Below are 25,829 nucleotides of genomic sequence, written 5' to 3' on the forward strand. Positions count from 1 at the left end.
CGGGTGAAGGCCTCACCCATGGCCCGCCTGCAAACAAAAAGCAGGCGGCAGTCACCACAGGCAAAGCCGTTTCAACCGGCATTCCCTGCGCGGAGGTCTTAACGCTTATACGCGATCTCCCCGGTGTTCGGCTTGATAGCTGTGGTCTTCCAGGAGGTTGTCCATCCGGTCTGAACCGAGGAAGCTGAGGTTGCGAAGCTTCAGTGTTCCAAGGAGAGACCAGATGGACGTCCACAAGAATGCGCCTATGACACCGAAAGGTCGAGAGACGATGGTGCGGAGTGTCGTTGAGGGTGGGCTGAGCTATGCTGAAGCTGCTTACCAGTACAATACGACGCCGAAGACCGTAGCCAAATGGGTGAAGCGGTTCCGCGAGGAAGGTGTCGAGGGATTGCTCGATCGCTCCTCCAGACCGCACTCATCGCCAGGCCAAACCACTGCTGCCACATGTACCGCTATCGAGGCTTTGCGCCGTCAGCGCCACACGGGCAAGCAGATTGCGGCTGAGGTTAAGGTGTCGCCGGCCACGGTCAGCCGCGTTCTGCGACGACTGGGGTTGAACCGAATCCGTGATCTGGAGCCGATCGAACCCGTGCGTCGCTATGAGCACGCTGCGCCGGGCGAGATGATCCATATCGATATCAAAAAGCTCGGCCGTTTCGCGCAAAGCGGCCATCGCGTCACCGGCAATCGGAACGGCTATAGTCATTGTCGCGGACTTGGCTGGGAGTACATGCATGTCTGCATCGATGACCACTCCCGTGTCGCCTTTTCACAGCTCAAGCCTGATCAGACCGCCGAGAGTGCTGTTGCGTTTCTCAAGGCCGCTGTCGCTCACTACAAGAGCTTGGGCGTTACCGTCACCCGCGTCATGACCGACAACGGTGGCTGCTATATCGGCTTCGATTTCGATAAGGCCTGCCGCGATATTGGTCTCAAGCATATCCGCACCAAGCCCTACACGCCCAGAACCAATGGCAAGGCTGAGCGCTTTATCCAGACAGCGCTCCGGGAGTGGGCCTATGCACACACCTATCCCACTTCCGATCAGCGCGCCGCGCAACTGCCCATCTGGCTGCACCAGTATAATTGGCACCGGCCTCACGGCGGCATAAACTCCCAGCCGCCTATCAGCAGACTCGGTTTAACCGAGGACAACCTCCTGAGGCTCCACAGATAGCCACCGTCGTCTCCGGGATCATCATCACCCAAAGACTTGGCGCCAGCATCGGGGCGCCAGGACCACGCGATTTCACGTCCGCAACCTGCCGTTCGTCCGCGCACATCGAGCACGCTGCGACACGATCGCGGCCACCGCATCCCATCCTCCAAGTTCGTGACGATCGCGAAGCGCCCCTCTCATGAGGACGGGACCGTCATATAATTTCCGATTTTCATAAGAATAGCAAGCGAAATCTTGCGCCTCCCAAAGCGGTTTCGGTCATCCGACTGACATCGGTGCGAGACATGACGTTCGCTTGCTGTGGCGTTGAGGAGCACGCGGCGACGGGACGTCGGTGTTGCAACCTGCCGCTCGTTCTTGCCAATTTGCCATCTTGGCGCACTGAGTCATCTTCGCGACGAGGGCGGCTGTCCGACAATGTGGGTGTTCGATGCAATATCTGTCTGGTGTCTTCGTGGTGCTGTTGCTGTGCTTGCCGTGGGCGCATGCCGAACCGGGCCTGCACTGGCAGACAGCAAACCCCAGCGAAAAGCCTTGGACCGCGGCGATTTCGCAGGAGGTTCAGCAGTTCGCCGACGCGCAGAAGCCGACGGCGATCATGGTGGTCAGAGACGACGAGATCATTGCGTCGTCGGGTGACATCGGCGCCAAGGTCAATATCCGGTCCGAGCGCAAAAGCCTCATCAGCGCCCTGTACGGCTTGGCGGTCGAGGAGGGCCGGATCAACCTCGACAGCACCCTTGCCGAACTTGCGATTGACGATCGTCCCGACGCCCTGTCGCCGACCGAGAAGACCGCGACGGTTCGCCAATTGTTGATGGCTCGTTCCGGCGTCTATCATCTCGCGGCCTACGAGACGCCGCGGATGAAGGACCTCCGGCCTGCCCGCGGAAGCCATCCGCCTGGCAGCTTCTGGTACTACAACAATTGGGATTTCAATGCGCTCGGCACGATCTATCGGCAATCCCTGGGCGACGTGTTCAAAAGCTTCGAGACGCGGATCGCGCGGCCGCTCGGCATGGAGGATTTTTCGACGAAGGATGGTCACTACCAGAAGGAGGACTCGTCCTCTCATCCCGCCTACGTGTTTCACATGAGCGCACGCGACCTCGCGCGGTTCGGCGTGCTCTATCTCAACGGCGGACGCTGGAACGGGACCCAGCTGATCCCGGCTCATTGGGTGACGGAATCGACGACGCGGCTGTCGGATACCGAGCAGCCTGAACGCGGCTATGGCTATCTCTGGTGGACGTACACGAAGGGCAGTCCGGGCGTCAGCGCCTTCTTGGCCAATGGCTATGGTGGGCAATTGGTCGTCGTCGTTCCGTCGAAGCGCCTGGTGCTGGTCGAGCTGGTCGATCTCGCCGTCAACCCGCATGGCGTCCGAACCCAGCGCGTCCTCGATCTCGTGAGCAGGATCAGCGCGTCGGTGCCGTGAGGAGCATGCGATGGCGATCGCGCTCGATCTGAGATCGGATCACGTCTCAGCAGGTGAGATCGAGCGTCCGTGGGATCGGGTCGCAGCGCGCGACACAGGGCTCCTCGACAACCGCGACAGCTCAGCGCCAGGACGGCTTCGGCAGATGATCGGGACTGAATTTCGGCGTCGGCCGGGGCGTTTGCGGAGGTGCGGCGTCGTCGGACGCCGAGAACAGCAGCAGCGCCTCGAACGGCACGTCGGGAGCTTCCGCGGCATAGCCGGAGCACGTGACGGGCGTGCCTCTGCAGCACCCTTCGAGGCTGAGCGTCAGCTCGTCGGGGCCGAACAGCGACGGCTGTCCCGGCGCGTGACGCTTCGTCTTGATGATGGCGGTAAACCGATCGCCATGCGTCTCGTAGCTGCCGGCATAGCTCAGCACGGTATCGCCGCCGCAGACCTTGCCGCCCACCAGCTCGACGATGCCGGTTCCCTGGCCTTTGGGGGTCCTGAACCAGGCCGAATAGGTGCCTTCCTTCATCATCTGCCGCAGATCCCATCGTTGGGTCGTCCGCATCGTTGTGCGAGGCAAATTAAGAGAAGGTGAAAACAACCGTCAGAACAGGCCTGGAACCCAAATTTGTTCGTGTACGAACGGAGGGAGCGTCAGCGGCCGGTCTCCGCACACCCAGCCAGCCGTGCCGCGACTCGCGGAGTGCCTGGTTGCGCATCCCGTGGTCTTGCCATTCGTCTCAAGAAAATCATTCGGCTGGATGTCGGCCCGCGTATAAGGGCGCGTATAAGGGAATGAGAACTGGGCCAACTTTGAGGACTATCCGATGCCGTCCGAACCTCGCTCGCCGCGTCTTGCCGTTCTGATCGATGCCGACAATGCCTCGGCCAAGATCGTGGACGGGCTGTTCGAGGAGATCGCCAAGATCGGCGAGGCGAGCGTGCGCCGGATCTATGGCGACTTCTCCAGCCCGCGCTCCAGGCCCTGGGCCGACACGCTCGCCAGACACGCCATCGTGCCGCAGCAGCAGTTCGCCTACACCACGGGAAAGAACGCCTCCGACATCACGCTGGTGATCGACGCGATGGACCTGCTGCACAGCGGACGGTTCGACGGCTTCTGCCTGGTGTCCTCGGACAGCGACTTCACCCGGCTCGCGGCGCGCATCCGCGAGCAGGGCATCGACGTGTTCGGCTTCGGCGAGCAGAAGACGCCGGAGAGCTTTCGGCAGGCCTGCCGCCGGTTCATCTACACCGAGAATTTGCGCAGCGACGCCGCGACCAGCAAGGACGCCGATACGGCTGCGGCACCCAAATCTCTTTTGCCCATCACCGCGGCGACGCCGATGATCAAGAACGTCATCACGCAGATGGAGAGCGAGGACGGCTGGGTCGCGCTCGGCGAGGTCGGCAAGCAGCTCTCCAACCTGGTCTCCGACTTCGATCCGCGCACCTATGGCTGCCGCAAGCTGAGCGATCTCGTGCGCAAGACCGGCGCGTTCGAGATCGAGGAGCAGCCGAAAGGCGGCTCGGTGCGCATCCGCGTCAGGGCGTCGAGCGCGTCGCAGCCCAAGGCGAAGGCGCCGAGGGGACACCGCGAGGCGGCGGCCAAGGCGTGACGCAAGCTGAGCGTCGCCGTTGCTCGCAACATGACGGACACGTAGGGTGAGCAAAGCAGCCGCCGAAGGCGGCAGCGTGCCCACCGTCGGGCGGCGTGCTCAGCGGTGAGGTGGTGGGCACGGCGCCACTACCAGCTCTCCGGTGGCGAGAGCACGGCCGCGCCTTTGCCGACCCTACATTTCTTCGCTGCTAGCCGCCCTGCCTGAGCTTCGCCAGCACCTTCAAGCCGCCATAGCCGTCGGCCGGCTGGAGGCCGGCCTTGGCCTGGAAGTCGCGGATCGCCTTCATGGTGTCGTTGCCGACGCGGCCGTCGGTGCCGCCGGTGTCGAAGCCGGCGGCCGTCAGGCGCTTCTGCATCTCCTGCACCTCGGCAAGCGTCAGCGCGCGCTCGGAGCCGGGGAAGGGCTGCAGGAACGGCGGGGCGCCCAGGATGCGGTCGCCGAGATGGCAGATCGCGAGCGCGTAGCTCATCGCCGGATTGTAGGACTTCACCGAATAGAAGTTCGGGCCGAGCAGAAAGGCGGGGCCGCCCGCGACCGGAATCCAGAGCTGCGCGGTGGCATTGGGCTGTGGGAATGGCTGGCCGTCGGCGCGGGTGATGCCGGCTGCCTGCCAGGCCGCGTAGCTGCGGCTGCCCGACATGTTGCCGGACGCGCGCACCTCGTAGCCCCAATGCTCGCCGCGGTGATACTTGCCGCGGTTGACGAGATAGCGCGCGGTCGAGCCGAGCGCGTCGTCCGGCTTGCCGAACGGGTTGATCTTGCCGTCGCCGTCATAGTCGAAGCCGACATTGAGCCACACTTCAGGCATCCATTGCGTGTGGCCCATCGCGCCAGCCCAGGAGCCGCGCATCTCCTCCGGCGTGCTCCAGCCGCGGTCGACGATTTTCAACGCGTTGGTGAGCTCGGTCTCCCAATAGGCCTTGCGGCGTGGCTCATTCCAGGCGAGCGCGGCGAGCGCCGGAAACACCGGGCGCATGTGATTCTGCTGCACCAGGGGATCGCCGAACGCGGACTCGACGCCCCATAGTGCGAGCAGCGTGCCGCGCTCGACGCCAAAGTCCTTCTCGATGCGCGCGAACAGCGACTCGTTCTTCTGCAGCGCGATCTTGCCGTTGATGACGCGCCAGTCGGAGACGCGACGGTTGATGTACTGCCAGAGCTGCTCCTTGAACTCCGGCTGGTTGCGCAACTCCTTGAACACGGTCATGTCGGGCTCGAGCCGCGCCATGACCCGGGTCCAGGTGGCCGGCGAGATGCCCTTGGCGAGCGCGCGGGCACGAAAGCCGTCGCGCCAGGCCTCGAACTCGGCCGGGGCAGCCGCTGCCGGCAGGGCGGGGCCGAGCAGCGCGGCGGCACCGATGCCGGAGCGGAGCAGGGCGCGGCGGGTCATCGTATCGGGCTGTGAATCGGACTGAGTCATGGAGGGCAGTCTACCCGCTGATGCGGGCCGGCGGCAAAGCCCGGAACGGGCGGAACTTTCACGCTTGGTGGAGCTCGGCGGCGATGCGGGCCAGCCAACGGCGGATGGTCGCGAGGTCCCGCTTGCTCAGGTCGCCGGCGAGTCGCCGCTCCAGCGCGCTGGCGCGGCGCCGGGCCTTGGCGAGCAGAGCGAGGCCGTGCCGGGTCAGGGTCCATTGCAGCGCCCGGCCGTGCACGGGATGCGGCGCTTTCTGGATGGCACCGTCGCGTTCGAGATTGCCGATGATGACGTTGACGGTCTGCGGCGTCAGCAGCGCGACGCGGGCGAGGTCGGCGCCGGACAGCCCGGGATAGGCTTTCAGCATCGTCAGCACCACGAATTGCGGATGGGTCAGGCCGGTGGCGATGAGCGCGCGGTCGAGCGACAGCCGCGCCGCGGCCTGTGCCTGGCGCAGCAAATAGGCGAGGTAGCCGTCCTCGCCGCGCTTGCCCTCGCCGGGCGATGGCGGGCGGGCCGCTGTCTTCGGCCGACGCGCGGGGCCGGCCTTTGCGGGGGCTGCCTTTCGCGACGCTCGCGAGGTCGTCAATTCCGGTGCCTTGCGCATATCATCAGAGCCCTGATAAGTTATCAGATATCTGATAACATGAGAGACAGACCATGTCACATGCGCGCAGCGAGTACACCACGTTCCGGAGCCAGGCGCCGGAGCTGTACGATGCCATCCTTGCGGTGAGTCAGCAGGCGGCCAAGGCCGGCCTCGACAAGCAACTGCTCGAGCTCGTCAAGATCAGGGCGTCGCAGATCAACGGTTGCGCGTTCTGCGTGCAGCATCACGTGCTGCTGGCCGAGAAGCTCGGCGTCTCCGCCGACAAGATCAATCTCGTCGTGGTATGGCGCGAGGCGCCGCAATTCTCGGCACGCGAGCGCGCGGCGCTGGCCTTCACCGAGGCGTTGACCACGCTGCAGGGCGGCGTCAGCGACGAGGTCTATGCGCAGGCCCGGGCGGAATTCTCGGAAACGGAGCTGGTGTTCCTGACGTCGGCGATCGGCGTGATCAATCTCTGGAATCGCTACGGCGTCGCGTTCCGCTGGACGCCGGCGGAGCGGCCGGCGCGGGCGGCGTCCTGAGTTGCCTGGAACCGCGGCACGGCCCGGCGGGTTATGCGCGGGAGGCAGAGGAGGCGCGCATGACCGGGACGGACGAACCGCTCAAGCCGGAGGATTTTCCGCTGGAAGCCGACAAGGAGCGCGTGCAGCGCCAGGACGGCAAGCCGATCGCCACGACCAAGAACAAGGCGATGGCGCAAGAGATTGCGGACCGCCTCAATGCCGAGGAGCATCGTCGCGAAGAGGACAAGTGGTCGGCGTGACTGTTGACTGTCTCCCCGTCTCGTATCTCGCTGAGAGTTGAGACAGATGCCGCTTGCAATCAGCTCGAACGAATAAGCGCGCGTGCCAGGCTCAAAACGGATTCGCCGGCTGCGCCGGCTTGGGGCCTTCCGGCTTCGGCTCGACCGCGAGGCTGGGGCCGGTCGGCATCACGCGCGCGCCGGCGGCGCGGGCGACCTGGCCGGTTGTCGAATGCCGTGCCGCCTCGGCGGACTTGATCTCCGGCGGATGCCAGCGGTCGCGCACCAGCATTGTCAGCGCCCCCACGCAGAGCAGCGCAATCGCGGCTGAAACGAGCGCCGGTCCGGCTCTGCGATGCGGGTTGGCTGTCATCATCTGCGATCCTCCGTGGCCAGACAACCCGGAGCGGTCGGCTCCGGTTCCGGGCCCGCCGGTGATCAGTTCCGGTCGCGCGCGGCGGCGGCGTCGGCCGCAGGTCCGAGCGGCGACGATCCGAGTGCCCCGGTGGTCGCCGGCGGCGACGCGGCGATCTCCTCCAGCCCGACCTCGCGGCCGCGGCCGCCGATCAGGCGCTCATAGGCTGTAATCAGCGTCACGTAGGGATTGACCCAGATCCAGCCATCGCGCGTGAACAGCTGGACGTCGAAATGCAGATGGCGCGTGGTGCCGTTGGGATGGTCGAGATAGTTCGAGACCACGCCGATCGGCTCGCCCTCGCGGAGGCTGCGGCCATTGAGCAGGCCGTCGGCATCCATCGCCGCGGGATTCATGTGCATGTAGCGGAAGCGGACGTGCTCGGTGCCGCTGTTGACCTGCACCGTCACGGCCTGCTGCCGGGTCGAGCGGATCACGACGCCGTCGCGCACGGCGAGCACGCGCTGCCGCCACGGGTTGCAGCCGTCGGCGCCGTCGCGGCGCACCGGGCAGGCGCCCGGCCTGAGATCCTGGCCCTGATGGCCGAAGCCGCTGGCGCACTGGCCGACGTTGAAGCTGCGCGCCTCGCAGAAATTGTCGCGCCAGGGATACTGGCTCCACGGCTGGTCGAATTTGTCGCTCGCGCGCCGGCGGCCGAACGACTGTGAATGCACATAGGCCGGCGCATCAAGAGGGTAGCGGATCTGGGAATAGACGGTGCGGTCGGCCCGCCCGCCCTGGCCGCGTCCGCCGCTGTTGGCGACGATGTCGCCAACAGGCCGATAGGTGAAATCGGCATCCAGCGTGACCGGGCGCTCGGCGGCGAGCGGCGCGATCTCCGGCGGGATGCGCGACGGCTGCCCGCCGGCGATGCGCAGTGCCTTGAGGAAGCGCTCGGCGATGGGATTGGCCTCGCGGCAGGCGAGCCGCCGCGGTCGCGGCGCGCTGTCGAGGCACTGGATCGAGACCACATAGGGCACGCCGAAGCGCGTGAAGGCGTAGCGGACATAGCCCTCGCGAATGAAGCGGCGCAGATCGGGATATTGCGCTGACAGCGCCTTGACGGCTTCGCCCTTGCCGCCGGCGGGATCGGCGACATCGTAGGTGAGGAGTGATCCGGTGATCTGGATCTCGACCGGTTTTGCGAAGACGCGCCACGGCAGGCCGGAGGTCACCTCCGGCGGCAGCGAGAACACCGCGTCGTAGCCGGACGGGCCGGCATCGAACAGGTCGGTCTGGAAGTCGGCCTGATAGCGCGGCAGGCCGCGCGCCGCGATGGCGGCGCTGCGGCGCGCAGCAAGATAGGACGTGGCGTCGAACGGCAGCAAAACGGGGACCGGACTGCGTCCGATCCCCGTGAAGATGGTCGAGGTCACGCCGTTGAGCTGGACCAGCGCGGGCCTGCGCCGCGCATCACCGGCCGAAACGCTGCTCCGGTACGCGGACAGAGCGAAGTCGGCGGCGACCTCAGGCGCCGCGTTGAGTTCGGAGCGGAGCTGGTCCAGCGCCGCGCGCCAGTCGGCGCGGTTGATGGTGAGGGCGGGCGGAGCAAAGTCATCGGCCGCGCGCGTCGTGGACGGCGCGGCCAGCGTGATGATCGCCGCCAGGGCGGCGATGAGTGTGATGACCCGTGCCCCCAAATCCCCCCGCGCCCCCCGGCGTCAGATCCTCGAGATGTCTCAGTCCTTGGCGCGCTCGCAGTAGGAGCCGTCCTCGGTCATGACGACGATGCGGGTGCCGACCGTGATGTGCGCCGGCACGCCGGTGCGAACGCCGTTGGAGAGCACCGCCGGCTTGTAGGACGACGACGCGGTCTGGCCCTTGGTGACCGGCTCGGTCTCGACGACCTCGAGCGTGACCCGCTGGGGCAGCGTGATCGCCACCGGGACCACGTCGTGCATCGACAGCTTGACCGTCATGTTCTCCTGGAGATAGGCGGCCTGGTTGCCGACCACGTCCTTCGGCACCTGGACCTGGTCGTAGGTCTCCGGGTTCATGAAGTGGAAGCCGTCGGCATCCTCGTAAAGATACGTGAAGTTGCGCTCCTCGATCGTCGCCTTCTCGACCTGGTCGGTGGTCTTGAAGCGCTCGGAGATCTTCACGCCGTCGCTGATTCGGCGCATTTCGATCTGGCTGACCGGAGTGCCCTTGCCGGGATGGATGTTCTCGGCGGTCACGACGACATAGAGCTTTCCATCTTGCTCAATGACGTTACCCTTGCGAATAGAGCTGGCGATGACTTTCAAAGCTGTTTTCCTGACACTGAAAAAGGGGCGCCGGACTGGGCCGGGGCGCCACGCGACGCGGAATGCGGTTTCGGGCGGCAACATACTGATTTTGTCCGGGGTTGCCAGTCTTTTGCGGCCCGAACGGGCGATCCCCTGATGTCCCGGGAGCCCGCGCCTTCGCCCTGGTGGTCGCCGCAGCGGCACGCCGACATCAGGCCGTTCCTGCTCGCCCGGGCCGCCATCATCCGCGCGCTGCGGGCCTGGTTCGACGAGCAGGGCTTTATTGAGGTGGAGACCGGCATCCTGCAGGTGTCGCCGGGCAACGAGACCCATCTGCACGCGCCGGGCACCGACCTGACGAGGCCGGACGGAACCCGCCATCGGCGGTATTTCCGAACGTCGCCGGAATTCGCCTGCAAGAAGCTGCTGGCGGCCGGCGAGCGGCGGATCTTCGAGTTTGCCCGCGTGTTCCGCGACCGCGAGCGCGGCGACCTGCATCTGCCGGAATTCACGATGCTGGAATGGTATCGGGCGGAGGCACCCTACGATGCGATCATGGCCGACACGGTCGTGGTGATCGCGCACGCGGCCCAGGCGACCGGAATCCGGCAGTTCGCCTTTCGCGGCCGCAGCGCCGATCCCTTCGCAGAGCCCGAGCTGCTGACGGTTGCCGGCGCGTTCGAGCGCCATGCAGGCATCGACCTGCTGGCGACCATCCGCGACGGCGCGGGCGACCGTGCGGCGCTGGCGCAGGCCGCCGCTGGCAAGATCCGGATCAGCGACGACGACACCTGGTCTGACCTGTTCAGCAAGGTGCTGGTCGAGCATGTCGAGCCGCATCTCGGGCAGGGACGTCTCACCGTGCTATATGAATATCCGGCGCCGGAGGCCGCGCTGGCGCGGGTGGCGGCGGACCAGCGCGTTGCCGAACGGTTCGAGGTCTACGCCTGCGGCGTCGAGCTCGCCAATGGCTTTGGCGAGCTCACCGACGCCGCCGAGCAGCGCCGCCGCTTCGAGCAGGAGATGGCCGAGAAGGAGCGGCGCTATGGCGAGCGCTATCCGCTCGACGAGGACTTCCTCGCCGCCGTGGCCGCGATGCCGCAGGCGAGCGGTGTGGCGCTTGGCTTCGACCGCCTGGTGATGCTGGCGGCCGGCGCCACGAGGATCGACCAGGTGGTATGGACGCCGCCGGCAGGTGAGCGATGAACAGGGTCGAACGTCCGACGACATTGCGCAGCGCCGAGGATCTCGTCGCGCAGGGATTGGCTGACGCGGCGGACCAGCCGGCGCTGGCGCGCGTGGCGCAGCGCTATGCGGTGGCGGTGACGACGCATCTCGCCGACCTGATCGACGCTGACGATCCGAATGATCCGATCGCGCGCCAGTTCGTGCCCAGCATGGACGAGCTGAAGGCGGCGCCCGGCGAGCGTGGCGATCCGATCGGCGACGACGCGCATGCGCCGGTGCCCGGCATCGTGCACCGCTATCCCGATCGCGTGCTGCTCAAGCTCGTGCATGTCTGCGCGGTGTATTGCCGTTTCTGTTTCCGCCGCGAGATGGTCGGGCCCGGCAAGGACAACGCGCTGTCGGAGGAGGCCTATCGCGCGGCGCTGGACTACATCCGCGCACATGACGAGGTCTGGGAGGTGATCCTCACCGGCGGCGATCCGCTGATGCTGTCGCCGCGGCGGCTGAAGGAGATCATGGCCGATCTCGCCGGCGTCGATCACGTCAGGATCATCCGTATCCACACCCGTTTGCCGGTCGCCGATCCCCAGCGCATCACGCCGGCGCTGGTCGAGGCGCTGAAGGTGCCGGGCGCCGCGACCTGGGTCGCGCTGCACGCCAATCATCCGCGCGAGCTCAGCCCTGCGGTTCAGGCGGCCTGCGCGCGGCTGATCGATGCCGGCATTCCCATGGTCAGCCAGTCGGTGCTGCTGCGCGGCGTCAATGACGATGCGGCGACCCTGGAGGCGCTGATGCGCGCCTTCGTCGAGATTCGCATCAAGCCGTATTACCTGCACCATGGCGACCTCGCGCCGGGCACGGCGCATCTGCGGACCACGCTGGCGCAAGGTCAGGCCCTGATCCGAACGCTGCGCGGCCGGGTGTCCGGCCTGTGCCAGCCCGACTACGTGCTCGACATTCCCGGCGGCTACGGCAAGGCGCCGGTGGGGCCGCAATACCTCACTGCCGATGAAACTGTTGAGCAGGATCATGCGGCAGGTGCGCAAACGCGCTATCGTGTGATTGACTATTGCGGCGAGGCGCACCTCTATCCGCCCGCCGCGGGATGAAGTGTCCTGCCGATTCCGCTGACACGGAGGAGCAACATGAAGAGACTTGCGATCGCGATGGGGCTCCTGATGGTCGTGACTGATGGCATCGCGCTGGCGCAGAGCGGCAGCGGCTCCTCCGCCGGCACCGGATCGAAGAGCGGCATGCCGCCGCAGGCGCCGGTCGGTCACCGCCAGGTCCGCCCGAGCGATTTGCCCAAGGCCGAGCAGGCCGAAGAAAATTCATTCAGCGGCATGACCAAGGAAGACCGCGAGCTCGATCGCAAGATCAAGGGCATCTGCCGCGGCTGCTGAGCGCGACCTGCGGCGCGCCCGACGCGCGCCGCTCATCGGTCGTGAGTGCTACGCCGAGCGCTCACGCGGCGAGTTGCGATGCGCCGCACGCCGGGCGGCGACGGCTTCGGCGAGCTGCTCCAGCACCTCCACCGTCGTGTCCCAGCCGATACAGCCGTCGGTGATGCTCTGGCCGTAGGTCAGCGCCACGCCCGGCTTCACGTCCTGCCGACCCGCCACGAGATGGCTCTCGATCATCACGCCCATGATGCGCTGCTCGCCTGCGGCAAGCTGGCGTCCGACGTCGGCGGCGACCAGCGGCTGGTTCTCCGGCTTCTTGCTCGAATTGGCGTGGCTGGTGTCGATCATCAGCCGCGCCGGCAGTCCGGACTTGATCAGCTCGGCCGAGGCCTGCTCGACATGGGCGGCGTCGTAATTGGGGCCGCTGCCGCCGCGCAGGATGATGTGGCAGTCCTCGTTACCGGTGGTCGCCGCGATGCCCGAGCGGCCGCCCTTGGTCACCGCCATGAAATGATGCGGATGAGCGGCCGATTTCACCGCGTCGGCGGCGATGCGGATGTTGCCGTCGGTGCCGTTCTTGAAGCCGACCGGGCACGACAGGCCTGAGGCCAGCTCGCGGTGGATCTGGCTCTCGGTGGTGCGCGCGCCGATCGCGGCCCAGGCCACGAGGTCCGCGATGTATTGCGGCGTCGTCATGTCGAGGAATTCGCATCCCGCCGGCAGGCCGAGATTGTTGACGGCGGACAGCACGCTGCGCGCGAGCCGCAGGCCCTTGTTGATGTCGAAGGAATTGTCCAGGCCGGGATCGTTGATCAGGCCTTTCCAGCCAACGGTGGTGCGCGGCTTCTCGAAATAGACCCGCATCACGATTTCGAGGCGGTCGGCGAGGCGCTCGCGCAAGGTGGCGAGGCGGCCGGCGTAGTCGATCGCCGCGTCGGGATCGTGGATGGAGCAGGGGCCGACGATGACCAGCAGGCGGTCGTCGCTGCCGGTCAGGATGGCGTGGATCGCGTTGCGCGCCGCCATCACCACACGGGTCGCGGTGAGGGTGCGGGGGATTTCACCCATCACCTCCGCCGGCAGGCTCAATTCCTTGATTTCCTTGATACGAAGATCGTCTGTGGTGCTCAGCATGGCGGGCTCCTGGGTGTCTTGATGGGCACCTGCCGGCAACAAAAAAGCCGCCAGGTTCTGGCGGCTCGTTCGGATATCTTGCTGCAATGTGTCAGATTGAGCGCGATCCTCCCGCCGCCAGCGAGCTGTCGTAGCTAAAGTACCAATAGAAGCTGGTGGCGGCGTTGATCATGGCCATCCTATAGCGGCCGCGCGGCCGCTTGTCATCCCGAAAATCGAGCCCCCCGGCGTCAGCCGTTGCGCGCGGCGAGCGCCATGCCGATCATCGACAGCCCGCCGAACAGCAGGTTGATGCCGACCAGCAGACCGATCGCCCACAACGCTGTGCCCGGCAGCCCGGAAATGATGATGCCGGCGATCGCGATGTCGACCACGCCCGAGATTGCCAGCCACGACCAGCGCCCGGACAGCTCGCGGCGGTGCTCCAGCGCATACATGATGGTGGCGACGCCCTCGGCGAGGAAATAGACGCCGATCACGATGGTCAGCGTTACCGTCCCTTGAACCGGCTGCGCCACCAGAATGATTCCGGCGATGATGGCGAGAACCGCCGACAACAGCGACCACCAGAAGCCCGGCATGCCGCGGGCCCAGAAGGTGAGCGCGAGCCCCGTGATGCCCGAGATCAGGAACATCCAGCCGAGGAAGATCGTTACCGCAAGGCTTGCCAGCGGGGTGAGGATCATCGCAAGCAGGCCGAGTACGGCGAGGAGGATGCCCTCGATCAGGAAGGCCTTCCAATGCGTGCGCACGGCTGCGCCCATTTGCGACCTCATGCGCTCGAGCTCGGGCGGAATCGTATCCTGCGGAAGGGTCATGATCGTCACTCCGGGCAAGGTCACGGGCTGGATGCCGCGTCCGCCTCCCACGCAGATGGTGAGGAACGACGGCCGGGACAAGCGCGTGATGCGCGTTTCGTTGCTCTGATGGCGCGGCGGGGCCGGGATTATGCCGTCGTCCGCATCCGGTTGCGGCCGAAAACATAGATCGTCGTCGTGACAATCAGAAGGGCCATGCCGACGATGATCGCGGTGAGGCCCAGCGGAACCAGAACGCCGGCGACGTTGCGGTCGGGGTTGAGCAGCCAATGCCGAATCGAGGTCAGCACGAATCCCAGCCCGACGAAGCCGGCGGCGCCGCCGAGCAGCAGCAGCGCCCACATCCTGCGCAGCTGGCTCAGTCTTGCCCGCGCCACCTCGGTGCGGGGCGTGTGGTGATGGGCGACCCGGCGCACCAGCCGTACGGCGAGGCCGATCGAGGAGAACCCGATCAGCACGCTGACGCCGCCGAGCCAGAGGCGCGCGGCGGTGTCGAGCGTCGACGCCCGCTGCAGCAACAGCAATGGATAGTCGAAGGCCGCATGCAGCATCACGGGAGCGGCCAGCACCAGCGCCCAGCTCGACAGCCGTGCCCCTTCGCGATTGTGGCGGTTGGCGCCGAGCGCCGTACTGGTGCGGGCGATCGCGAGATAGGCACCGGCAATGATGCCGAGCGCGCCGTGAAACGGCACGGTGAGCACGCTGCGCAGCACCGCCAACGAGCGCCACATCTCGGCATGCTGGACGAGGTAAGCGAGATTTTCATAGGCAGCAAAGCCGAGGCCTACGGCCGCGCCATAGAACACCGTGTCCATGGCGTTGCCGACCTGCCGGCGCCGCGACCATAGCGCGGCGATCACCGCGACCTTGGCGAGCTCTTCCGGCAAGGCGACGCCGAACAGGGCCCGGACCGCCTGGGCGATCCAGGGATTCTCCAATGTCAGCCCGACATGCTGGAACGGCATCCTGACAATGCCGAGCAGCAGCACGCTGGCTGCCCCGAGCAGGAAGGCGGTCCAGATCTTGAGCGGGGGGCCTGAATTGTCACCGGCGGCGACCACCAGCCAGAGGATCAGCAGCGCGGGAGCGATCGCCGCGGTGCCGATCACGGTCGCGAGGGCTTCGAGCAGGTTCATTTGCGATGGCAAGTAAGCCATGGTCTCCGATCATCCAATGCGGCGGAGCCGAACCGGCCCTCCACCGCCCGCGCGGGGGTGGATTTGACATCGGTCCGTGGCCGCACGGCAAGATCTACATGTCGGCAGAATGAGCCGCCCTTCAAGGGAAAGAACCGCGCCCTGGTGCTCGATTGGGGAGAGACCGTTGCAGGGCCGAGTGCAGCCGCGGTCGGCTGCCGCCCGGCTGGCCTCAACGGGGCCGGGAGGTTCTCGGCGCCGTCGCCTCGCCGCCGCGCACCGGGGCCTCCTGGCGCGGCTCGACCGGGGTCCAGGCGTCGGTGCGGGAGGTGGTTGGCGCCTGGGCGGTCGTCGGCGTTTCCACGCAGCTCAAGCGTGGCGTCGGGTCGGCCACACGCCGGCATTCCAGACCTTCAGCGAGAGCGGCCTGACTGATCGCGCACGCAACCAGAACAATCGAAAGAACTCTCATGGTGCCCCTCGGAGCAGGCGTGGCTCGCCCGTGATGCAGGCTCGACTCGGTCGTGCCGTTCGATGATGCCCAGCTTGGTCGCAAAAGCGTGCAAATATTTGACCATTCCCGCCGTCATTCAAAAGATTCTTCCGAAATTCACGTGTGCATTCCATGAGTTGCAAGCGATGCGAGCGTTTTCCGCTGATGCAAATGCGAAGCCGTTCGCTCCGTTGCGGCGCCAAGGCTCGGCGGCTGGCGCCGAACCGCTATTTGCCCCCAGCTTGCTCGGCATGGGCGGCCGGGCGGGCTTGATGTGGCGAAGGGATCATGGTCGGTTGCCGCGATGAATTCGCCGCCTTGGTCAGCTTCCGACAGAGCCCGTGGTCCACGCTATCGCCGTGGCTGGGTCGACGACGCCGTGGCGGCCATCGAGGCCGACCAGTGCCGGACCGCCGACACGCACTTGATCCGGCTGATCGTGCCCGCGCTCGCGGGCATCGACATCTACCTGAAGGACGAGTCGACCCATCCGACCGGGAGCCTCAAGCATCGGCTGGCCCGATCGCTGTTTCTCTATGCGTTGTGCAACGGCCACATCCGCGAAGGCACGCCCGTGGTCGAGGCCTCCTCCGGGTCGACAGCGGTATCGGAAGCCTATTTCGCGCAGATGATCGGCGTGCCGTTCTACGCGGTAATGCCGCGCACCACCTCGGCGGAGAAGATCGCCGCGATCACGCATTACGGCGGCAACTGCCATCTCATCGATGACGGCCGGTTTCTCTATGCCGAGGCGGCTGCGCTCGCGAGCCGGCTCGGCGGCCATTACATGGACCAGTTCACGTTCGCCGAACGTGCCACCGATTGGCGCGGCAACAACAACATCGCCGAGTCGATCTTCAACCAGCTGCAGGGCGAGCGCTGCCCGCTGCCGGAATGGATCGTGATGGGCGCGGGCACCGGCGGCACGTCGGCGACGATCGGCCGCTATCTGCGCTACCGCCGCCACCCGACGCGGCTGTGCGTCGCCGATGTCGAGCATTCCGCGTTCTTTGACGCCTTCTGCAACGGCGACAGCGCCCGGACGTGCGAACGGCCGTCGCTGATCGAGGGCGTCGGCCGTCCGCGCTGCGAGCCATCCTTCGTGCCGGGGGTCGTGGATCGCATGATGAAGGTGCCGGATGCCGCCTCCGTCGCGGCGATGAACGTGCTGACGCGGCGGCTGCGCCGGCCGGTCGGCGGCTCGACCGGGACCAATTTCCTGGCGCTGTGCCGGCTGGCGGCCGAGATGCGGCAGGATGGACAGAGCGGCTCACTGGTCACGCTGATCTGCGATTCCGGGGAGCGCTATCGCCAAACCTATTACGAGCCGCAATGGCTCTCCGCGCGCGGTCTCGACCCCGCGCCGTACGAGGCAGCTCTGTCTGCCTTCCTCGACACCGGTGCGCCGCTGCGGCTCGAGGTTGCCGATGCGGAGAACCCGCTGCGCGCCTGAACGCCTCCCGGGGGGCGTCGCGGACCGCGGCGAGCGGCATCCGGATGCCCGGCATCGTGCGCGATCCCTGATCTGGATCAACGAAGGACGCGCCGGATTGCGCTTTGGTCCGACCCCGAACAGGCCTCCAAGGGCGCGCCGGAACGCAGGTTCGGGACGCGGGCAGGGGAAGGACGGATCAGGTGATGAACTACGACAGCTATTTCGAGCGTGCCCTCGACCAGTTGCACCAGGAACGGCGCTATCGCGTCTTCGCCGATCTGGAGCGCCTCGCCGGCCGTTTCCCCCGCGCAATCTGGCATTCGCCGGAGGGGCCGAAGGACGTCGTGATCTGGTGCTCCAATGACTATCTCGGCATGGGCCAGCATCCGAAGGTGATCGGCGCCATGGTCGATGTCGCCGCGCGCATGGGCACCGGCGCCGGCGGCACCCGCAACATCGCCGGCACCAACCATCCGCTGATCGAGCTCGAGCGCGAGCTTGCCGATCTCCACGGCAAGGAAGCGGCGCTGGTGTTCACCTCGGGCTACGTCTCCAACGAGACCGGCATCTCGACCATCGCAAAACTGCTGCCGAACTGCCTGCTGCTGTCGGACGCGCTCAACCACAATTCGATGATCGAGGGTGTCCGCAAGGCCGGGAGCGAGAAGCAGGTCTGGCGGCATAACGACCTCGCCCATCTCGAGGAGCTGCTGCGGGCGGCCGATCCCGACCGGCCCAAGCTGATCGTCTGCGAGAGCCTGTATTCGATGGATGGGGATGTCGCGCCCTTGCACCGGATCTGCGATCTCGCCGAGCGTTATGGCGCGCTCACTTACGTCGACGAGGTCCATGCGGTCGGCATGTACGGCCCGCGCGGCGGCGGCATCGCCGAGCGCGACGGCGCGATGGCCCGCATCGACATCCTCGAAGGCACGCTCGCCAAGGCCTATGGCTGCCTCGGCGGCTACATCGCCGCCAATGCCAATCTGATCGACGCCGTCCGCTCCTATGCGCCGGGCTTCATCTTCACCACCGCCTTGCCGCCGCCGGTCTGCGCCGCCGCGACCGCCGCGATCCGCCACCTCAAGACCTCGCAGTGGGAGCGTGACCGGCACCAGGATCGGGCGGCCCGACTCAAGGCCGTGCTGAACGCCGCCGGGCTGCCGGTCATGCCGTCCGACACGCACATCGTGCCGGTGCATGTCGGCGATCCCGAGAAGTGCAAGACGGCGTCCGACCTGCTCTTGTCCGAGCACGGCATCTACATCCAGCCGATCAACTATCCGACCGTGCCGCGCGGCCTGGAGCGGCTGCGGATCACGCCATCGCCCTACCATGATGACGGCCTGATCGACGCCCTGGCCGAGGCGCTGGTCGACGTTTGGGACCGGCTCGGCCTTGCGCGGGCGCCGCAGGCGCTGGCCGCGGAGTGAGCCCGTCCCGCTGACCTATCACATCGGCCAGTCAGTTTGATCTGCCGCAATGCCGCCCGCGCTCGCGCGGGCGTAGTCTTTTGTGTTCAGGGAAAATGCCGGTTCGGCAGGGCCCGGCCGGCGCACAGGCGAGGGCGGCCATGGCTAGGATCATCGAAGCGCTGCTGCAGGAGCACGAGAATCTCGAGAAGCTTCTGTCGGTGCTCGAGCACGAATTGGAGCTGTTTGATCACAATCGGCGGCCGGACTACGACATCCTGCAAAGCATCATCGCCTATTTCGAGGACTATCCGCAGCGCTGTCATCATCCCAAGGAGGAGATGATCTTCGACAAGCTGCGCGAGCGCGACCCTGCCGCGGCCGCAGCCTATGGCGACGTCGACGACGAGCACGAGACCGAGGCGCGGCGGCTGCGCGGCTTTGCCGACGCCGTGAACGCGGTGCTGTCGGACCAGGAGATCCTGCGCGAAAGCTTTCATGCCGCCGTGCACCAGTTCATCGACAGCCAACGCGAGCATCTGCGCAAGGAGGAGACCCTGCTGTTTCCCGCGGCGCTGCGCACCCTGAGCGCGGAGGACTGGGCCGACATCGATGCCCGCATGTCCGACCGCAAGGACCCGCTGTTCGACGGCGACGTCGCCGAGAAGTTCCACAATCTCGAGCGGACCATCCTGCGCTGGGAACAGGAGGCGGAGCAGGCGCGCGCCACCGCCGGCTGATGGCGTTTTGCCCAATTGCGCCCCGTGGCTGGTGGACTATAGTTCCAGCCGGGGCAGGCACTCTTTCGCGGAGCTGGCTATGGCCGCTTTGAACACTGGGCTCGATCCGGTCCGAGGTTCGTCGAATGCAGGGGGAGGGGCAGACGCGGCCCGGACGCCTGCGCAGGTCCCGATGGCGCAGCAGAGTGCCTTTGGCAGCCACGGCTACGACATGTATCCCCAGGAGCTCGTCCGGCTGTCGGGCTGCCAGGAGCAGGCGCTGCGCCGTGAGACGAAGCGCACCTTGCAACTGAGCTGACGGTCTTGTCCGATCTCGCCGCTCGATGGTCCTCGCGCTGCTTCATGGCCGGAACGCAAACCCGGGATCATGGTTGTAGAGCTCAGGATCGTGGTTATTCCTCCGGTATACGTGCGTTAACCTGTCATTAACCAGATCGCGCGACCCTGTTCGCATATTCCCCAGGAATGCGACGGAACCGGACGGCCGGAGCCGGCAGTCGCGACAAGAGGCCGGCGGCGTAACGCCCGCCGGCCTTTTTGCGTGGGCGGGTCAGCTGGAATTGACACCGCACCCTTGCGTCAGTTGCGCCGCGCCAGCGAGCGCAGGAACCCCTGATATTCCTCATTCAATTCCATATCGACCGCGGGCGCGAGCCTCAGCAGGACATTGGCGATGAACGCCTGGTCGTTTCGCGGCTCCTCCAGCACCTCGCGCAGCACCGGGACGTTGTCCTCGATGTGATGCAGAAAGGCGACGCCTTTCTCCGCTGTCTCGGTCCAGCGCGCCCGCGTCCATTTCGCCAGAGGATACATGATCTCGTGGACGAAGTTCGACTTGCGCGCCTTCTCGAAGAAGCGCAGTCCGGCGCTCCAATATTCCTTGGCGCGCAGTGGCGGTGGCGGCAGATCGCCCGTCAGCATCTTCTTGCCGGCCTGGCCGACGAAATCGTCGAGCGTGGTCGGTGCATCGATCGTGGCGCGAAAGTGCCACAGCGCGAACGAGCCGGGAAAATCCTTGCCCATGCCGTCGAGCAAGGCGGTCTCGACCTTGTCGACCGCGGCCTTGTCGCCCTTCAGCGACGCCGTCATCGCGAAGGCGAACAGCGCGTCGTTGCCGACCTCGTGGACGCCGCCGTTCTGCAATTGCGCCGCCGACAATGCGGGTGTCTTGCCGTCTGCAGGCACCGTGGCCTCGCCGGCGCGCTGCGCCTTGATGAAGGCGGTGATCTCGAGCCAGCCCATGAGGTTGGCGATGAAGGCGTCGGGATCGACATGCACGATGGCGAGATTGAGCGGCTCCTTGCGTGTTCTCAGCTCGGTCATGTCGGTCATGTCGCACTCCGCCGCAACTCGCCGCCGAGCGGTCTGTCGCCTTTGCGACACGTCGGCTCGTTCGACCAGATCTGCAGGGCAGGCAGCAAGAAGGGTGCCACGGTCTTGTCGGGCTCGCGGGGTACAGCGCGGTCCGCGGAACGAGTTTTGCTCGTGGTCCTTCGATTGCGATGGTCGCAATGGAGCATGAGGCCAGCGAATGTTCACCCGCGTCTGCAAGGCCGACACCATCGACGAAGGTGGCATGCGCCTCGTCATCGCCGACGCCCAGCTCATCATCCTTGCCTGGCCCGACAATGGCGAGCTCAAGGCGTTCCAGGGCGTCTGCCCGCACACGGCGGCGCCGATGGAGGAGGCCGGCTTCGACGGCCGCGTCCTCAGTTGCCCCGTGCACAATTGGACGTGGGATGCTTTCACCGGTACGCCGCTCCACCCGCCGGAGAGCGCGCTGGCGCAATATCCGGTCAAGGTCGAGGAGGGCGTGGTCTACATCGACACGGACGGCATCTCCCCGCTGTTTGCGGCGCGTTGAGCATGGCCGGAGGAGCGCGGAAAGACCGCCAAGGGGTGGCTTGCCCGGCCGGCGAAACGCCTCTATACGTTCGGCGCGCGGCACGGAATCACCGTCGGTGGTTCAGCCGGCCTCGCAGATCATCGCCTCAAGCGGCTGATTTGCTGAAGGTTTTACCGAAACGTGCAAGCGGCGATGGCACCAGGGCCTCGTGCCCTCTGGCATCGTGCGTATTGCTCCCTTCGTCTATCGGTTAGGACGCCACCCTTTCACGGTGGAGAGAGCGGTTCGATTCCGCTAGGGAGCGCCACTCCGCGCCGGCTTTCCTTACCCATCCCCCGATCTCGAAATCCACGGTCCGCGTCGAGATGCGGTCGGCGTGAGGTCTGCGCTCATGCACCGCAGGCGAGTACGTGGTCCGGTCAACCGTCCATTAGGGTCCTTGCCGTACTGCAGCGGGCGAAGCAGGAGCAGGATGATGGCCGCGCCCAAGAAGCGGGAAGCCCGCAAATCGATGAAGCAGCCGGCGTGGATCACGCTGGATGGCGGGTTCGCCGTGCGCCATTGCCTGGTTCAGGACATTTCCAGCGCCGGCGCCAAGCTGACCCTGCAGGACGCGGCGGCGCTGCCGGCGACCATCCGGCTCGCCTTCGCGCGCGACGCAAGAACGGGCCGCCAGTGCCAGGTGGTGTGGCGCCGCGGCGCCTCGGTCGGCGTCAAGTTCATCGGCAAGTAGACGTCGCTGTCGCATCCCTGCGGCAGACGCGCTAACAAGCGGCATGTGTCGATCTCTCATCCTGGGCGCCATCGCGGCGCTGGCCGCCGTGACCGTGGCAACCGCCGGCTCGCCGGGATCATCGCTTCTTGCGCCATCGCTTCCCGCGCCGAAGGCGGCTGGACCCAACAAGGCGGCACCCCGTTCAGGCGCCGCCAGCAACAATCCCTGCGCGTCCTACGGTGCCAACTTCGTACGCGTCGAGGGAACCAATACCTGCGTGAAGGTCGGCGGAGCCCTGCGCGTCGAGATGGGCACCTCGACCAGCCGGTGAGGTGCTCACGACAGCGGCGGCGCGATGTGGCGGATGAAGGCCGGGCGTTGCGCGATCCGTCCGTACCAGCGCGCGAGGCTCGGCAGCTCCGGCTTGACGACACCTTCAACCCCGAACCAGCGCCGGGCATAGGCCCCGAGCGCGATGTCGGCGAGCGTGAAGCGCTCGGCCTCGACATGGCTGCGCGTGACCAGATGCGTGTCGAGGATGCGCCACATCGCCGCGGCGTCGTCGGCCGCCTTCTGCAAGGCGGCCATGTCGCGCTGCTCCGGCGGCGTTCGCACCAATCCCCAGAACAGCGGACGCTCGATCGGCTGCACCGTCGACAGCGTCCAGTCCAGCCAGCGCTCCACCGCGGCGCGGTGCCGCGGCGTCGTTGGATAAAGCGGCGTGCCATCGCCATAAGCGAGGCAGAGATAGCGCATGATCGCGTTGCTCTCCCACAGCACGAAATCGCCCTCGACCAGCGTCGGGATGCGGCCGTTCGGATTCATCGCGAGATAGTCTGCTTCGTTGTTGCGGCCGAACTGCATGCCCGCGTCGATACGGTCATAAGCGACATCGAGCTCGGCGAGACGCCACAGCACCTTCTGCACGTTCACCGAATTGGGGCGGCCCCAGATCGTCAGTCTGTTGTCGGCGGACACGTCCGGCTCCTGTCTGGGCGAGCGGCATTGCTAGCGCATGTTACGCAAAAAGCCCCGCTCGAAGCGGGGCTTTTCCGTCGAACGCGTCGTTCGCAGCGATCAGTGGCCGAAGAACAGCCACAGCAGAATGATCACCGGAATCGGCACGCCCAACAACCACAGTAGAATTCCTCGACCCATCTCGGCCTCCTCGAATCCTCTCCATCAATCGGAGCGACAACGCGAGGATGGCCTCGATGTTCCGGCAGGTGGACGAGTGCGAACGGCTCACCAATGTCCGGTGTTCGGCATCGACAGCCAGGGCTCGGCCGGCGCCTTCGGCTCGCCCTTCTGCAACAGCTCGATCGAGTGCAGATCGGGCGAGCGGATGAAGGCCATGTTGCCGTCGCGCGGCGGCCGGTTGATGGTAATGCCGAGCTTCATCAGCCGGTCGCAGGTGGCGTAGATGTCGTCGACCTCATAGGCGAGATGGCCGAAGAAGCGGTCCTCGCCATAGCTCTCCTCGTCCCAATTGTAGGTGAGCTCGACCAGCGGGGCGCCGCGCGTCGGCGGCAGGCTCTTCAGCAGGTGTTCATCTTCGGGTGCGCAGAGAAACACCAGTGTGAAGCGACCCTTGTCGTTGTCGATCCGGCGCACCTCCTTGAGGCCGAGCGCATCGGAATAGAATTTGAGCGCGGCGTCGAGATTGCGCACGCGCAGCATGGTGTGGAGATAACGCATCGTTTCTTCTCTCCCTGAACTCGAAGCGGATGCTCAACGGCCGCCTGCGGACGCCGATCCATAGCAGCAATTCGTTCGCCCGTGTATCGAGCCTGATGCTGCGGCGATGCCGGCTCGCGCGGATGTGCGGTGCGCGCGGCGACGCATTCGACGGGGCTGCGCGGTGTTGCGAGAGCCTCTCCGTATGCCAGCGAATCGCTGTTTTGGTAGTGATTCGCGGCAGAGATGAACGGGCGCGATGCGACCGCATGCAGGGATTTCAGCGTGTTTCGCCTGCAATGTGAGGCCAAAATCACGCAGGACCATCGAAAATGCCTGGAAATATAGGGGAAAATGAATCGCATGCTCCGTTCGATCGCCATCGCAGCTTGACTTCTGCGCGCTCCGTTGGAATTTTGGCGCCGCTGTGGGTGCTTCGGGGCCCCTTGAAATGCAGGAGAATCCCGAAAAATCGCGGGGTGATACGCCACCAGACGACTGAAGTCCCGGCTGTGCAATGCAGCCAGAATGCCCCGACCAGTCTGCGCAGCAATGCGCTGATAGCCGCGCAGTCGTCACGTCATTCACCGGTACCAATCACAAGGAGATACGATGGCTACCCAACTTTCCAAGTCGCAGCTGATCGAGAAGATTGCGACCTCGACCGAGCTGTCCAAGCGCGACGTCAAGAACGTCATGGAGACGCTCACCGACGTCGGCCACAAGGAGCTGAAGAAGAACGGCGTGTTCCTGGTGCCGGGCTTCGCCAAGTTCGTCGTGGTCAAGAAACCCGCCGTGAAGGCGCGCAAGGGCACCAACCCCTTCACCGGCGAAGAGATGATGTTCAAGGCCAAGCCGGCCCGCAAGATCGTGCGCGCGCGCCCGGTCAAGGCCGCCAAGGATGCGGTTGCCTGATCTGACCGTCAGCCACGGTCGTGATCACGTCAGAGGCCCCCTGAGAAGGGGGCCTCTTTCGTTGCGGAATGTGTAGGCTGCGGCGGGCCTGAGTGTTGCGTTCGCCGAAGCGCCGCCGGCGCGGATCGCGAAGTCTCGCGCGGGGAAAGCGGAAAACGACAGCAGCGCCAGCGCGACGGAATATCTTCGTCGCGTGGCGCCACCCTCGAACACTGGGCCCTGAAATCCCCAGTACTGATCTGTCTCGGCGTGCCGCAGGAAGGTTCAAGGGTTTTTCCCGGGAAGATTGACCGGCCCGTGCGGCCTCCGCCCGAGCGGGCAGCGTCGTCGCGCGCGCTGGGGAAAAGCTGGGGGATATTGCGCAGCAAGCCGTTGATCCGGGAGCCAAAAGACACAGGCTGGGAGCTGTGGACAGGCGTTGGATCGATTGTGGATGAGCCTCCGGCGTGATCGCCACGCGGCTCGGCGTCAGTCGCGGTCCAGATCCGCTCCGTCTTCCGTACCGGCCGCCTCGGTCCCGGGATGACGGAACGCAAGCACGACGAAGCCGCCATAGCCGATGATGTTGAATAGAAGTTCCAGCCAGGATGCCATCGCGGACTCCCCCTAGAGGGGTGAACGCATGACTAGCGTTACCGTTCCGCCGCGCGCGGGGGCGACCAGCCTGCAACCAATTCCCCCGCATCTGCGTTGTTTGGACGCATCGGAATTGGAGGACATCGATCATGAGAAAGGCATTGGCAGTTCTGGCGACCGCGGGTGCCGTCGCCGTCACCGCATTGGCGGCACCCGCGCCGGCACAGGCGCGCGGTCTTGGTCCGGGTCTCGCATTCGGCCTCGCGGCGGGCGCGCTGACCGCCGGCGCGATCGCGGCGTCGCATCCCTATTACTATGGTCCGGGCTACGACTACTATGACTACGGCCCGCGTTACGTCTACGCGCCCGGCCCGTATGCCTATTACGGCGGACCGTACTATCATCGCTACCACCACTGGCGTCATCACTGGTAGACGTCAGTCGTGAGAAGGAGAGCCCGGATGGCGAAAGCCTCCGGGCTCTCGTTTCATCCCTGCTATTCCGCGGCCTCGCCGCGCTGCGCCTTCTTCCACGCCGAGCGGGCATATTCCTCGCGTTCGCGCGCGAACTTCTCCTGGGTCGACTTGAACCGTGCAATCCTTGCGGTGATGTCGGCGCGCTCCTTCGCGCGGCGGTCGTCCTGCGTCTCGTTCTGCCTCACGGATCCTCTCTGCTCCGGTTGCTATCCGGCGAGC

General features: G+C 65.9%; 31 protein-coding genes and 1 tRNA gene. 18 read left to right on the top strand and 14 right to left on the bottom strand.

Annotation, left to right across the window (positions count from 1 at the left end; all coding sequences use genetic code 11):
- The first annotated feature begins 223 nt into the window (after positions 1–223).
- Positions 224–1,180, top strand: coding sequence for an IS481 family transposase (locus QX135_RS22135; RefSeq protein WP_316234281.1), 957 nt, complete (start codon positions 224–226; stop codon positions 1,178–1,180).
- 433 nt (positions 1,181–1,613) lie between these two features.
- Positions 1,614–2,621, top strand: a complete 1,008-nt coding sequence (locus QX135_RS22140; RefSeq protein ID WP_315737834.1) for a serine hydrolase — start codon at positions 1,614–1,616, stop codon at positions 2,619–2,621.
- Positions 2,622–2,742: 121 nt separating this feature from the next.
- Here QX135_RS22140 and QX135_RS22145 read toward each other — a convergent pair whose 3' ends face one another.
- Positions 2,743–3,144, bottom strand: coding sequence for a hypothetical protein (locus tag QX135_RS22145; RefSeq protein ID WP_315737835.1), 402 nt, complete (start codon positions 3,142–3,144; stop codon positions 2,743–2,745).
- Between the two features lie 295 nt (positions 3,145–3,439).
- Between QX135_RS22145 and QX135_RS22150 the strand changes: the two genes are divergently transcribed.
- Positions 3,440–4,231, top strand: a complete 792-nt coding sequence (locus tag QX135_RS22150; RefSeq protein ID WP_315737836.1) for an NYN domain-containing protein — start codon at positions 3,440–3,442, stop codon at positions 4,229–4,231.
- Between the two features lie 190 nt (positions 4,232–4,421).
- On the opposite strand, the gene QX135_RS22155 is transcribed toward QX135_RS22150, so the two are convergent.
- Both QX135_RS22155 and QX135_RS22160 read right to left on the bottom strand, forming a co-directional pair.
- Complete coding sequence (locus tag QX135_RS22155; RefSeq protein WP_316234282.1) at positions 4,422–5,654, bottom strand: lytic murein transglycosylase; 1,233 nt, start codon at positions 5,652–5,654, stop codon at positions 4,422–4,424.
- Positions 5,655–5,712: 58 nt separating this feature from the next.
- Positions 5,713–6,258, bottom strand: a complete 546-nt coding sequence (locus tag QX135_RS22160) for a MarR family winged helix-turn-helix transcriptional regulator (RefSeq protein WP_316234283.1) — start codon at positions 6,256–6,258, stop codon at positions 5,713–5,715.
- Between the two features lie 53 nt (positions 6,259–6,311).
- Here QX135_RS22160 and QX135_RS22165 point away from each other — a divergent pair, with 53 nt between their 5' ends.
- Both QX135_RS22165 and QX135_RS22170 read left to right on the top strand, forming a co-directional pair.
- Positions 6,312–6,782: a carboxymuconolactone decarboxylase family protein gene (locus tag QX135_RS22165; RefSeq protein ID WP_315737839.1), complete on the top strand. Its 471-nt coding sequence runs from the start codon at positions 6,312–6,314 to the stop codon at positions 6,780–6,782.
- A 59-nt stretch (positions 6,783–6,841) separates the two neighbouring features.
- The gene (locus QX135_RS22170) at positions 6,842–7,024 is read left to right on the top strand and encodes a hypothetical protein (RefSeq protein WP_315737840.1); all 183 of its coding nucleotides are present in this window, start codon (positions 6,842–6,844) and stop codon (positions 7,022–7,024) included.
- Between the two features lie 91 nt (positions 7,025–7,115).
- Here the strand turns inward: QX135_RS22170 and QX135_RS22175 are convergent, their stop codons facing one another.
- The 3 genes from QX135_RS22175 to efp form a co-directional block, all read right to left on the bottom strand.
- The gene (locus QX135_RS22175) at positions 7,116–7,379 is read right to left on the bottom strand and encodes a hypothetical protein (protein ID WP_316230794.1); all 264 of its coding nucleotides are present in this window, start codon (positions 7,377–7,379) and stop codon (positions 7,116–7,118) included.
- 62 nt (positions 7,380–7,441) lie between these two features.
- Positions 7,442–9,058 carry a M23 family peptidase gene (locus QX135_RS22180; RefSeq protein ID WP_316234284.1) on the bottom strand — a complete coding sequence of 539 codons (1,617 nt, stop codon included), beginning with the start codon at positions 9,056–9,058 and terminating at the stop codon, positions 7,442–7,444.
- A gap of 39 nt (positions 9,059–9,097) precedes the next feature.
- Complete coding sequence (gene efp, locus QX135_RS22185; RefSeq protein ID WP_315712097.1) at positions 9,098–9,664, bottom strand: elongation factor P; 567 nt, start codon at positions 9,662–9,664, stop codon at positions 9,098–9,100.
- Between the two features lie 138 nt (positions 9,665–9,802).
- On the opposite strand from efp, the gene epmA reads away from it, so the two are divergent.
- The 3 genes from epmA to QX135_RS22200 are packed head-to-tail and all read left to right on the top strand — an operon-like array spanning position 9,803 to position 12,237.
- Entirely contained in the window at positions 9,803–10,852 is a 1,050-nt protein-coding gene (gene epmA, locus QX135_RS22190; protein ID WP_316234285.1) for an EF-P lysine aminoacylase EpmA, read from the top strand.
- Positions 10,849–11,943 carry a lysine-2,3-aminomutase-like protein gene (locus tag QX135_RS22195; protein ID WP_316234286.1) on the top strand — a complete coding sequence of 365 codons (1,095 nt, stop codon included), beginning with the start codon at positions 10,849–10,851 and terminating at the stop codon, positions 11,941–11,943. The genes epmA and QX135_RS22195 overlap by 4 nt, the downstream gene beginning before the upstream one ends.
- Before the next feature lie 36 nt (positions 11,944–11,979).
- Positions 11,980–12,237: a hypothetical protein gene (locus QX135_RS22200; protein ID WP_315737845.1), complete on the top strand. Its 258-nt coding sequence runs from the start codon at positions 11,980–11,982 to the stop codon at positions 12,235–12,237.
- Between the two features lie 48 nt (positions 12,238–12,285).
- Here the strand turns inward: QX135_RS22200 and QX135_RS22205 are convergent, their stop codons facing one another.
- The 3 genes from QX135_RS22205 to QX135_RS22215 all read right to left on the bottom strand — a co-directional run bounded on the left by QX135_RS22205 (position 12,286) and on the right by QX135_RS22215 (position 15,346).
- Positions 12,286–13,371: a 3-deoxy-7-phosphoheptulonate synthase gene (locus QX135_RS22205; protein WP_315737846.1), complete on the bottom strand. Its 1,086-nt coding sequence runs from the start codon at positions 13,369–13,371 to the stop codon at positions 12,286–12,288.
- Positions 13,372–13,601: 230 nt separating this feature from the next.
- Positions 13,602–14,189 (bottom strand): HdeD family acid-resistance protein, encoded by a 588-nt coding sequence (locus tag QX135_RS22210; RefSeq protein WP_315737847.1) that lies wholly within the window; start codon positions 14,187–14,189, stop codon positions 13,602–13,604.
- 128 nt (positions 14,190–14,317) lie between these two features.
- A complete protein-coding gene (locus tag QX135_RS22215; protein ID WP_315737848.1) occupies positions 14,318–15,346 on the bottom strand; it encodes a PrsW family intramembrane metalloprotease in 1,029 nt (342 codons plus the stop codon).
- A gap of 776 nt (positions 15,347–16,122) precedes the next feature.
- Here QX135_RS22215 and QX135_RS22220 point away from each other — a divergent pair.
- The 4 genes from QX135_RS22220 to QX135_RS22235 all read left to right on the top strand — a co-directional run bounded on the left by QX135_RS22220 (position 16,123) and on the right by QX135_RS22235 (position 19,703).
- Positions 16,123–17,271 carry a PLP-dependent cysteine synthase family protein gene (locus QX135_RS22220; protein ID WP_315755545.1) on the top strand — a complete coding sequence of 383 codons (1,149 nt, stop codon included), beginning with the start codon at positions 16,123–16,125 and terminating at the stop codon, positions 17,269–17,271.
- Between the two features lie 185 nt (positions 17,272–17,456).
- A complete protein-coding gene (hemA, locus tag QX135_RS22225; RefSeq protein WP_315737850.1) occupies positions 17,457–18,686 on the top strand; it encodes a 5-aminolevulinate synthase in 1,230 nt (409 codons plus the stop codon).
- A 140-nt stretch (positions 18,687–18,826) separates the two neighbouring features.
- Complete coding sequence (locus QX135_RS22230; RefSeq protein ID WP_315774681.1) at positions 18,827–19,405, top strand: hemerythrin domain-containing protein; 579 nt, start codon at positions 18,827–18,829, stop codon at positions 19,403–19,405.
- Between the two features lie 172 nt (positions 19,406–19,577).
- On the top strand, positions 19,578–19,703 hold the full coding sequence (locus QX135_RS22235; RefSeq protein ID WP_315737852.1) for a hypothetical protein: 126 nt from the start codon (positions 19,578–19,580) through the stop codon (positions 19,701–19,703).
- Positions 19,704–19,984: 281 nt separating this feature from the next.
- Here the strand turns inward: QX135_RS22235 and QX135_RS22240 are convergent, their stop codons facing one another.
- A complete protein-coding gene (locus tag QX135_RS22240; protein ID WP_315737853.1) occupies positions 19,985–20,737 on the bottom strand; it encodes a hypothetical protein in 753 nt (250 codons plus the stop codon).
- A 199-nt stretch (positions 20,738–20,936) separates the two neighbouring features.
- Between QX135_RS22240 and QX135_RS22245 the strand changes: the two genes are divergently transcribed.
- The 4 genes from QX135_RS22245 (at position 20,937) to QX135_RS22260 (ending at position 22,297) form a co-directional block, all read left to right on the top strand.
- The gene (locus QX135_RS22245; RefSeq protein WP_315737854.1) at positions 20,937–21,269 is read left to right on the top strand and encodes a Rieske 2Fe-2S domain-containing protein; all 333 of its coding nucleotides are present in this window, start codon (positions 20,937–20,939) and stop codon (positions 21,267–21,269) included.
- Positions 21,270–21,483: 214 nt separating this feature from the next.
- A tRNA-Glu gene (locus QX135_RS22250) sits at positions 21,484–21,558 on the top strand.
- Positions 21,559–21,726: 168 nt separating this feature from the next.
- A complete protein-coding gene (locus QX135_RS22255; protein WP_315712079.1) occupies positions 21,727–21,984 on the top strand; it encodes a PilZ domain-containing protein in 258 nt (85 codons plus the stop codon).
- 43 nt (positions 21,985–22,027) lie between these two features.
- On the top strand, positions 22,028–22,297 hold the full coding sequence (locus tag QX135_RS22260; protein WP_316180042.1) for a porin: 270 nt from the start codon (positions 22,028–22,030) through the stop codon (positions 22,295–22,297).
- A gap of 5 nt (positions 22,298–22,302) precedes the next feature.
- On the opposite strand, the gene QX135_RS22265 is transcribed toward QX135_RS22260, so the two are convergent.
- Both QX135_RS22265 and QX135_RS22270 read right to left on the bottom strand, forming a co-directional pair.
- Positions 22,303–22,944 carry a glutathione S-transferase family protein gene (locus QX135_RS22265; protein ID WP_316180041.1) on the bottom strand — a complete coding sequence of 214 codons (642 nt, stop codon included), beginning with the start codon at positions 22,942–22,944 and terminating at the stop codon, positions 22,303–22,305.
- Positions 22,945–23,211: 267 nt separating this feature from the next.
- Complete coding sequence (locus tag QX135_RS22270) at positions 23,212–23,664, bottom strand: VOC family protein (protein ID WP_315737857.1); 453 nt, start codon at positions 23,662–23,664, stop codon at positions 23,212–23,214.
- A gap of 591 nt (positions 23,665–24,255) precedes the next feature.
- Between QX135_RS22270 and QX135_RS22275 the strand changes: the two genes are divergently transcribed.
- Complete coding sequence (locus QX135_RS22275) at positions 24,256–24,558, top strand: HU family DNA-binding protein (protein WP_172109121.1); 303 nt, start codon at positions 24,256–24,258, stop codon at positions 24,556–24,558.
- Between the two features lie 468 nt (positions 24,559–25,026).
- On the opposite strand, the gene QX135_RS22280 is transcribed toward QX135_RS22275, so the two are convergent.
- Positions 25,027–25,152: a hypothetical protein gene (locus tag QX135_RS22280; RefSeq protein WP_316180038.1), complete on the bottom strand. Its 126-nt coding sequence runs from the start codon at positions 25,150–25,152 to the stop codon at positions 25,027–25,029.
- A gap of 131 nt (positions 25,153–25,283) precedes the next feature.
- Here QX135_RS22280 and QX135_RS22285 point away from each other — a divergent pair, with 131 nt between their 5' ends.
- A complete protein-coding gene (locus tag QX135_RS22285; RefSeq protein WP_315737859.1) occupies positions 25,284–25,568 on the top strand; it encodes a hypothetical protein in 285 nt (94 codons plus the stop codon).
- 62 nt (positions 25,569–25,630) lie between these two features.
- Here the strand turns inward: QX135_RS22285 and QX135_RS22290 are convergent, their stop codons facing one another.
- On the bottom strand, positions 25,631–25,795 hold the full coding sequence (locus tag QX135_RS22290; RefSeq protein ID WP_315737860.1) for a hypothetical protein: 165 nt from the start codon (positions 25,793–25,795) through the stop codon (positions 25,631–25,633).
- Between the last annotated feature and the right edge of the window lie 34 nt (positions 25,796–25,829).

The organism is Bradyrhizobium sp. SZCCHNR1098 (genome assembly GCF_032489375.1).
Taxonomy (GTDB): domain Bacteria; phylum Pseudomonadota; class Alphaproteobacteria; order Rhizobiales; family Xanthobacteraceae; genus Bradyrhizobium.

What these genes read in the sequence shown, in the direction of transcription:
- QX135_RS22135 (WP_316234281.1), top strand. Translation starts at nt 224, where the DNA reads ATGGACGTCCACAAGAATGCGCCTATGACACCGAAAGGTCGAGAGACG.
- QX135_RS22140 (WP_315737834.1), top strand. Translation starts at nt 1,614, where the DNA reads ATGCAATATCTGTCTGGTGTCTTCGTGGTGCTGTTGCTGTGCTTGCCG.
- QX135_RS22145 (WP_315737835.1), bottom strand. Translation starts at nt 3,144, where the DNA reads ATGATGAAGGAAGGCACCTATTCGGCCTGGTTCAGGACCCCCAAAGGC.
- QX135_RS22150 (WP_315737836.1), top strand. Translation starts at nt 3,440, where the DNA reads ATGCCGTCCGAACCTCGCTCGCCGCGTCTTGCCGTTCTGATCGATGCC.
- QX135_RS22155 (WP_316234282.1), bottom strand. Translation starts at nt 5,654, where the DNA reads ATGACTCAGTCCGATTCACAGCCCGATACGATGACCCGCCGCGCCCTG.
- QX135_RS22160 (WP_316234283.1), bottom strand. Translation starts at nt 6,258, where the DNA reads ATGCGCAAGGCACCGGAATTGACGACCTCGCGAGCGTCGCGAAAGGCA.
- QX135_RS22165 (WP_315737839.1), top strand. Translation starts at nt 6,312, where the DNA reads ATGTCACATGCGCGCAGCGAGTACACCACGTTCCGGAGCCAGGCGCCG.
- QX135_RS22170 (WP_315737840.1), top strand. Translation starts at nt 6,842, where the DNA reads ATGACCGGGACGGACGAACCGCTCAAGCCGGAGGATTTTCCGCTGGAA.
- QX135_RS22175 (WP_316230794.1), bottom strand. Translation starts at nt 7,379, where the DNA reads ATGATGACAGCCAACCCGCATCGCAGAGCCGGACCGGCGCTCGTTTCA.
- epmA (WP_316234285.1), top strand. Translation starts at nt 9,803, where the DNA reads ATGTCCCGGGAGCCCGCGCCTTCGCCCTGGTGGTCGCCGCAGCGGCAC.
- QX135_RS22195 (WP_316234286.1), top strand. Translation starts at nt 10,849, where the DNA reads ATGAACAGGGTCGAACGTCCGACGACATTGCGCAGCGCCGAGGATCTC.
- QX135_RS22200 (WP_315737845.1), top strand. Translation starts at nt 11,980, where the DNA reads ATGAAGAGACTTGCGATCGCGATGGGGCTCCTGATGGTCGTGACTGAT.
- QX135_RS22205 (WP_315737846.1), bottom strand. Translation starts at nt 13,371, where the DNA reads ATGCTGAGCACCACAGACGATCTTCGTATCAAGGAAATCAAGGAATTG.
- QX135_RS22210 (WP_315737847.1), bottom strand. Translation starts at nt 14,189, where the DNA reads ATGACCCTTCCGCAGGATACGATTCCGCCCGAGCTCGAGCGCATGAGG.
- QX135_RS22215 (WP_315737848.1), bottom strand. Translation starts at nt 15,346, where the DNA reads ATGGCTTACTTGCCATCGCAAATGAACCTGCTCGAAGCCCTCGCGACC.
- QX135_RS22220 (WP_315755545.1), top strand. Translation starts at nt 16,123, where the DNA reads ATGAATTCGCCGCCTTGGTCAGCTTCCGACAGAGCCCGTGGTCCACGC.
- hemA (WP_315737850.1), top strand. Translation starts at nt 17,457, where the DNA reads ATGAACTACGACAGCTATTTCGAGCGTGCCCTCGACCAGTTGCACCAG.
- QX135_RS22230 (WP_315774681.1), top strand. Translation starts at nt 18,827, where the DNA reads ATGGCTAGGATCATCGAAGCGCTGCTGCAGGAGCACGAGAATCTCGAG.
- QX135_RS22235 (WP_315737852.1), top strand. Translation starts at nt 19,578, where the DNA reads ATGGCGCAGCAGAGTGCCTTTGGCAGCCACGGCTACGACATGTATCCC.
- QX135_RS22240 (WP_315737853.1), bottom strand. Translation starts at nt 20,737, where the DNA reads ATGACCGACATGACCGAGCTGAGAACACGCAAGGAGCCGCTCAATCTC.
- QX135_RS22245 (WP_315737854.1), top strand. Translation starts at nt 20,937, where the DNA reads ATGTTCACCCGCGTCTGCAAGGCCGACACCATCGACGAAGGTGGCATG.
- QX135_RS22255 (WP_315712079.1), top strand. Translation starts at nt 21,727, where the DNA reads ATGGCCGCGCCCAAGAAGCGGGAAGCCCGCAAATCGATGAAGCAGCCG.
- QX135_RS22260 (WP_316180042.1), top strand. Translation starts at nt 22,028, where the DNA reads ATGTGTCGATCTCTCATCCTGGGCGCCATCGCGGCGCTGGCCGCCGTG.
- QX135_RS22270 (WP_315737857.1), bottom strand. Translation starts at nt 23,664, where the DNA reads ATGCGTTATCTCCACACCATGCTGCGCGTGCGCAATCTCGACGCCGCG.
- QX135_RS22275 (WP_172109121.1), top strand. Translation starts at nt 24,256, where the DNA reads ATGGCTACCCAACTTTCCAAGTCGCAGCTGATCGAGAAGATTGCGACC.
- QX135_RS22280 (WP_316180038.1), bottom strand. Translation starts at nt 25,152, where the DNA reads ATGGCATCCTGGCTGGAACTTCTATTCAACATCATCGGCTATGGCGGC.
- QX135_RS22285 (WP_315737859.1), top strand. Translation starts at nt 25,284, where the DNA reads ATGAGAAAGGCATTGGCAGTTCTGGCGACCGCGGGTGCCGTCGCCGTC.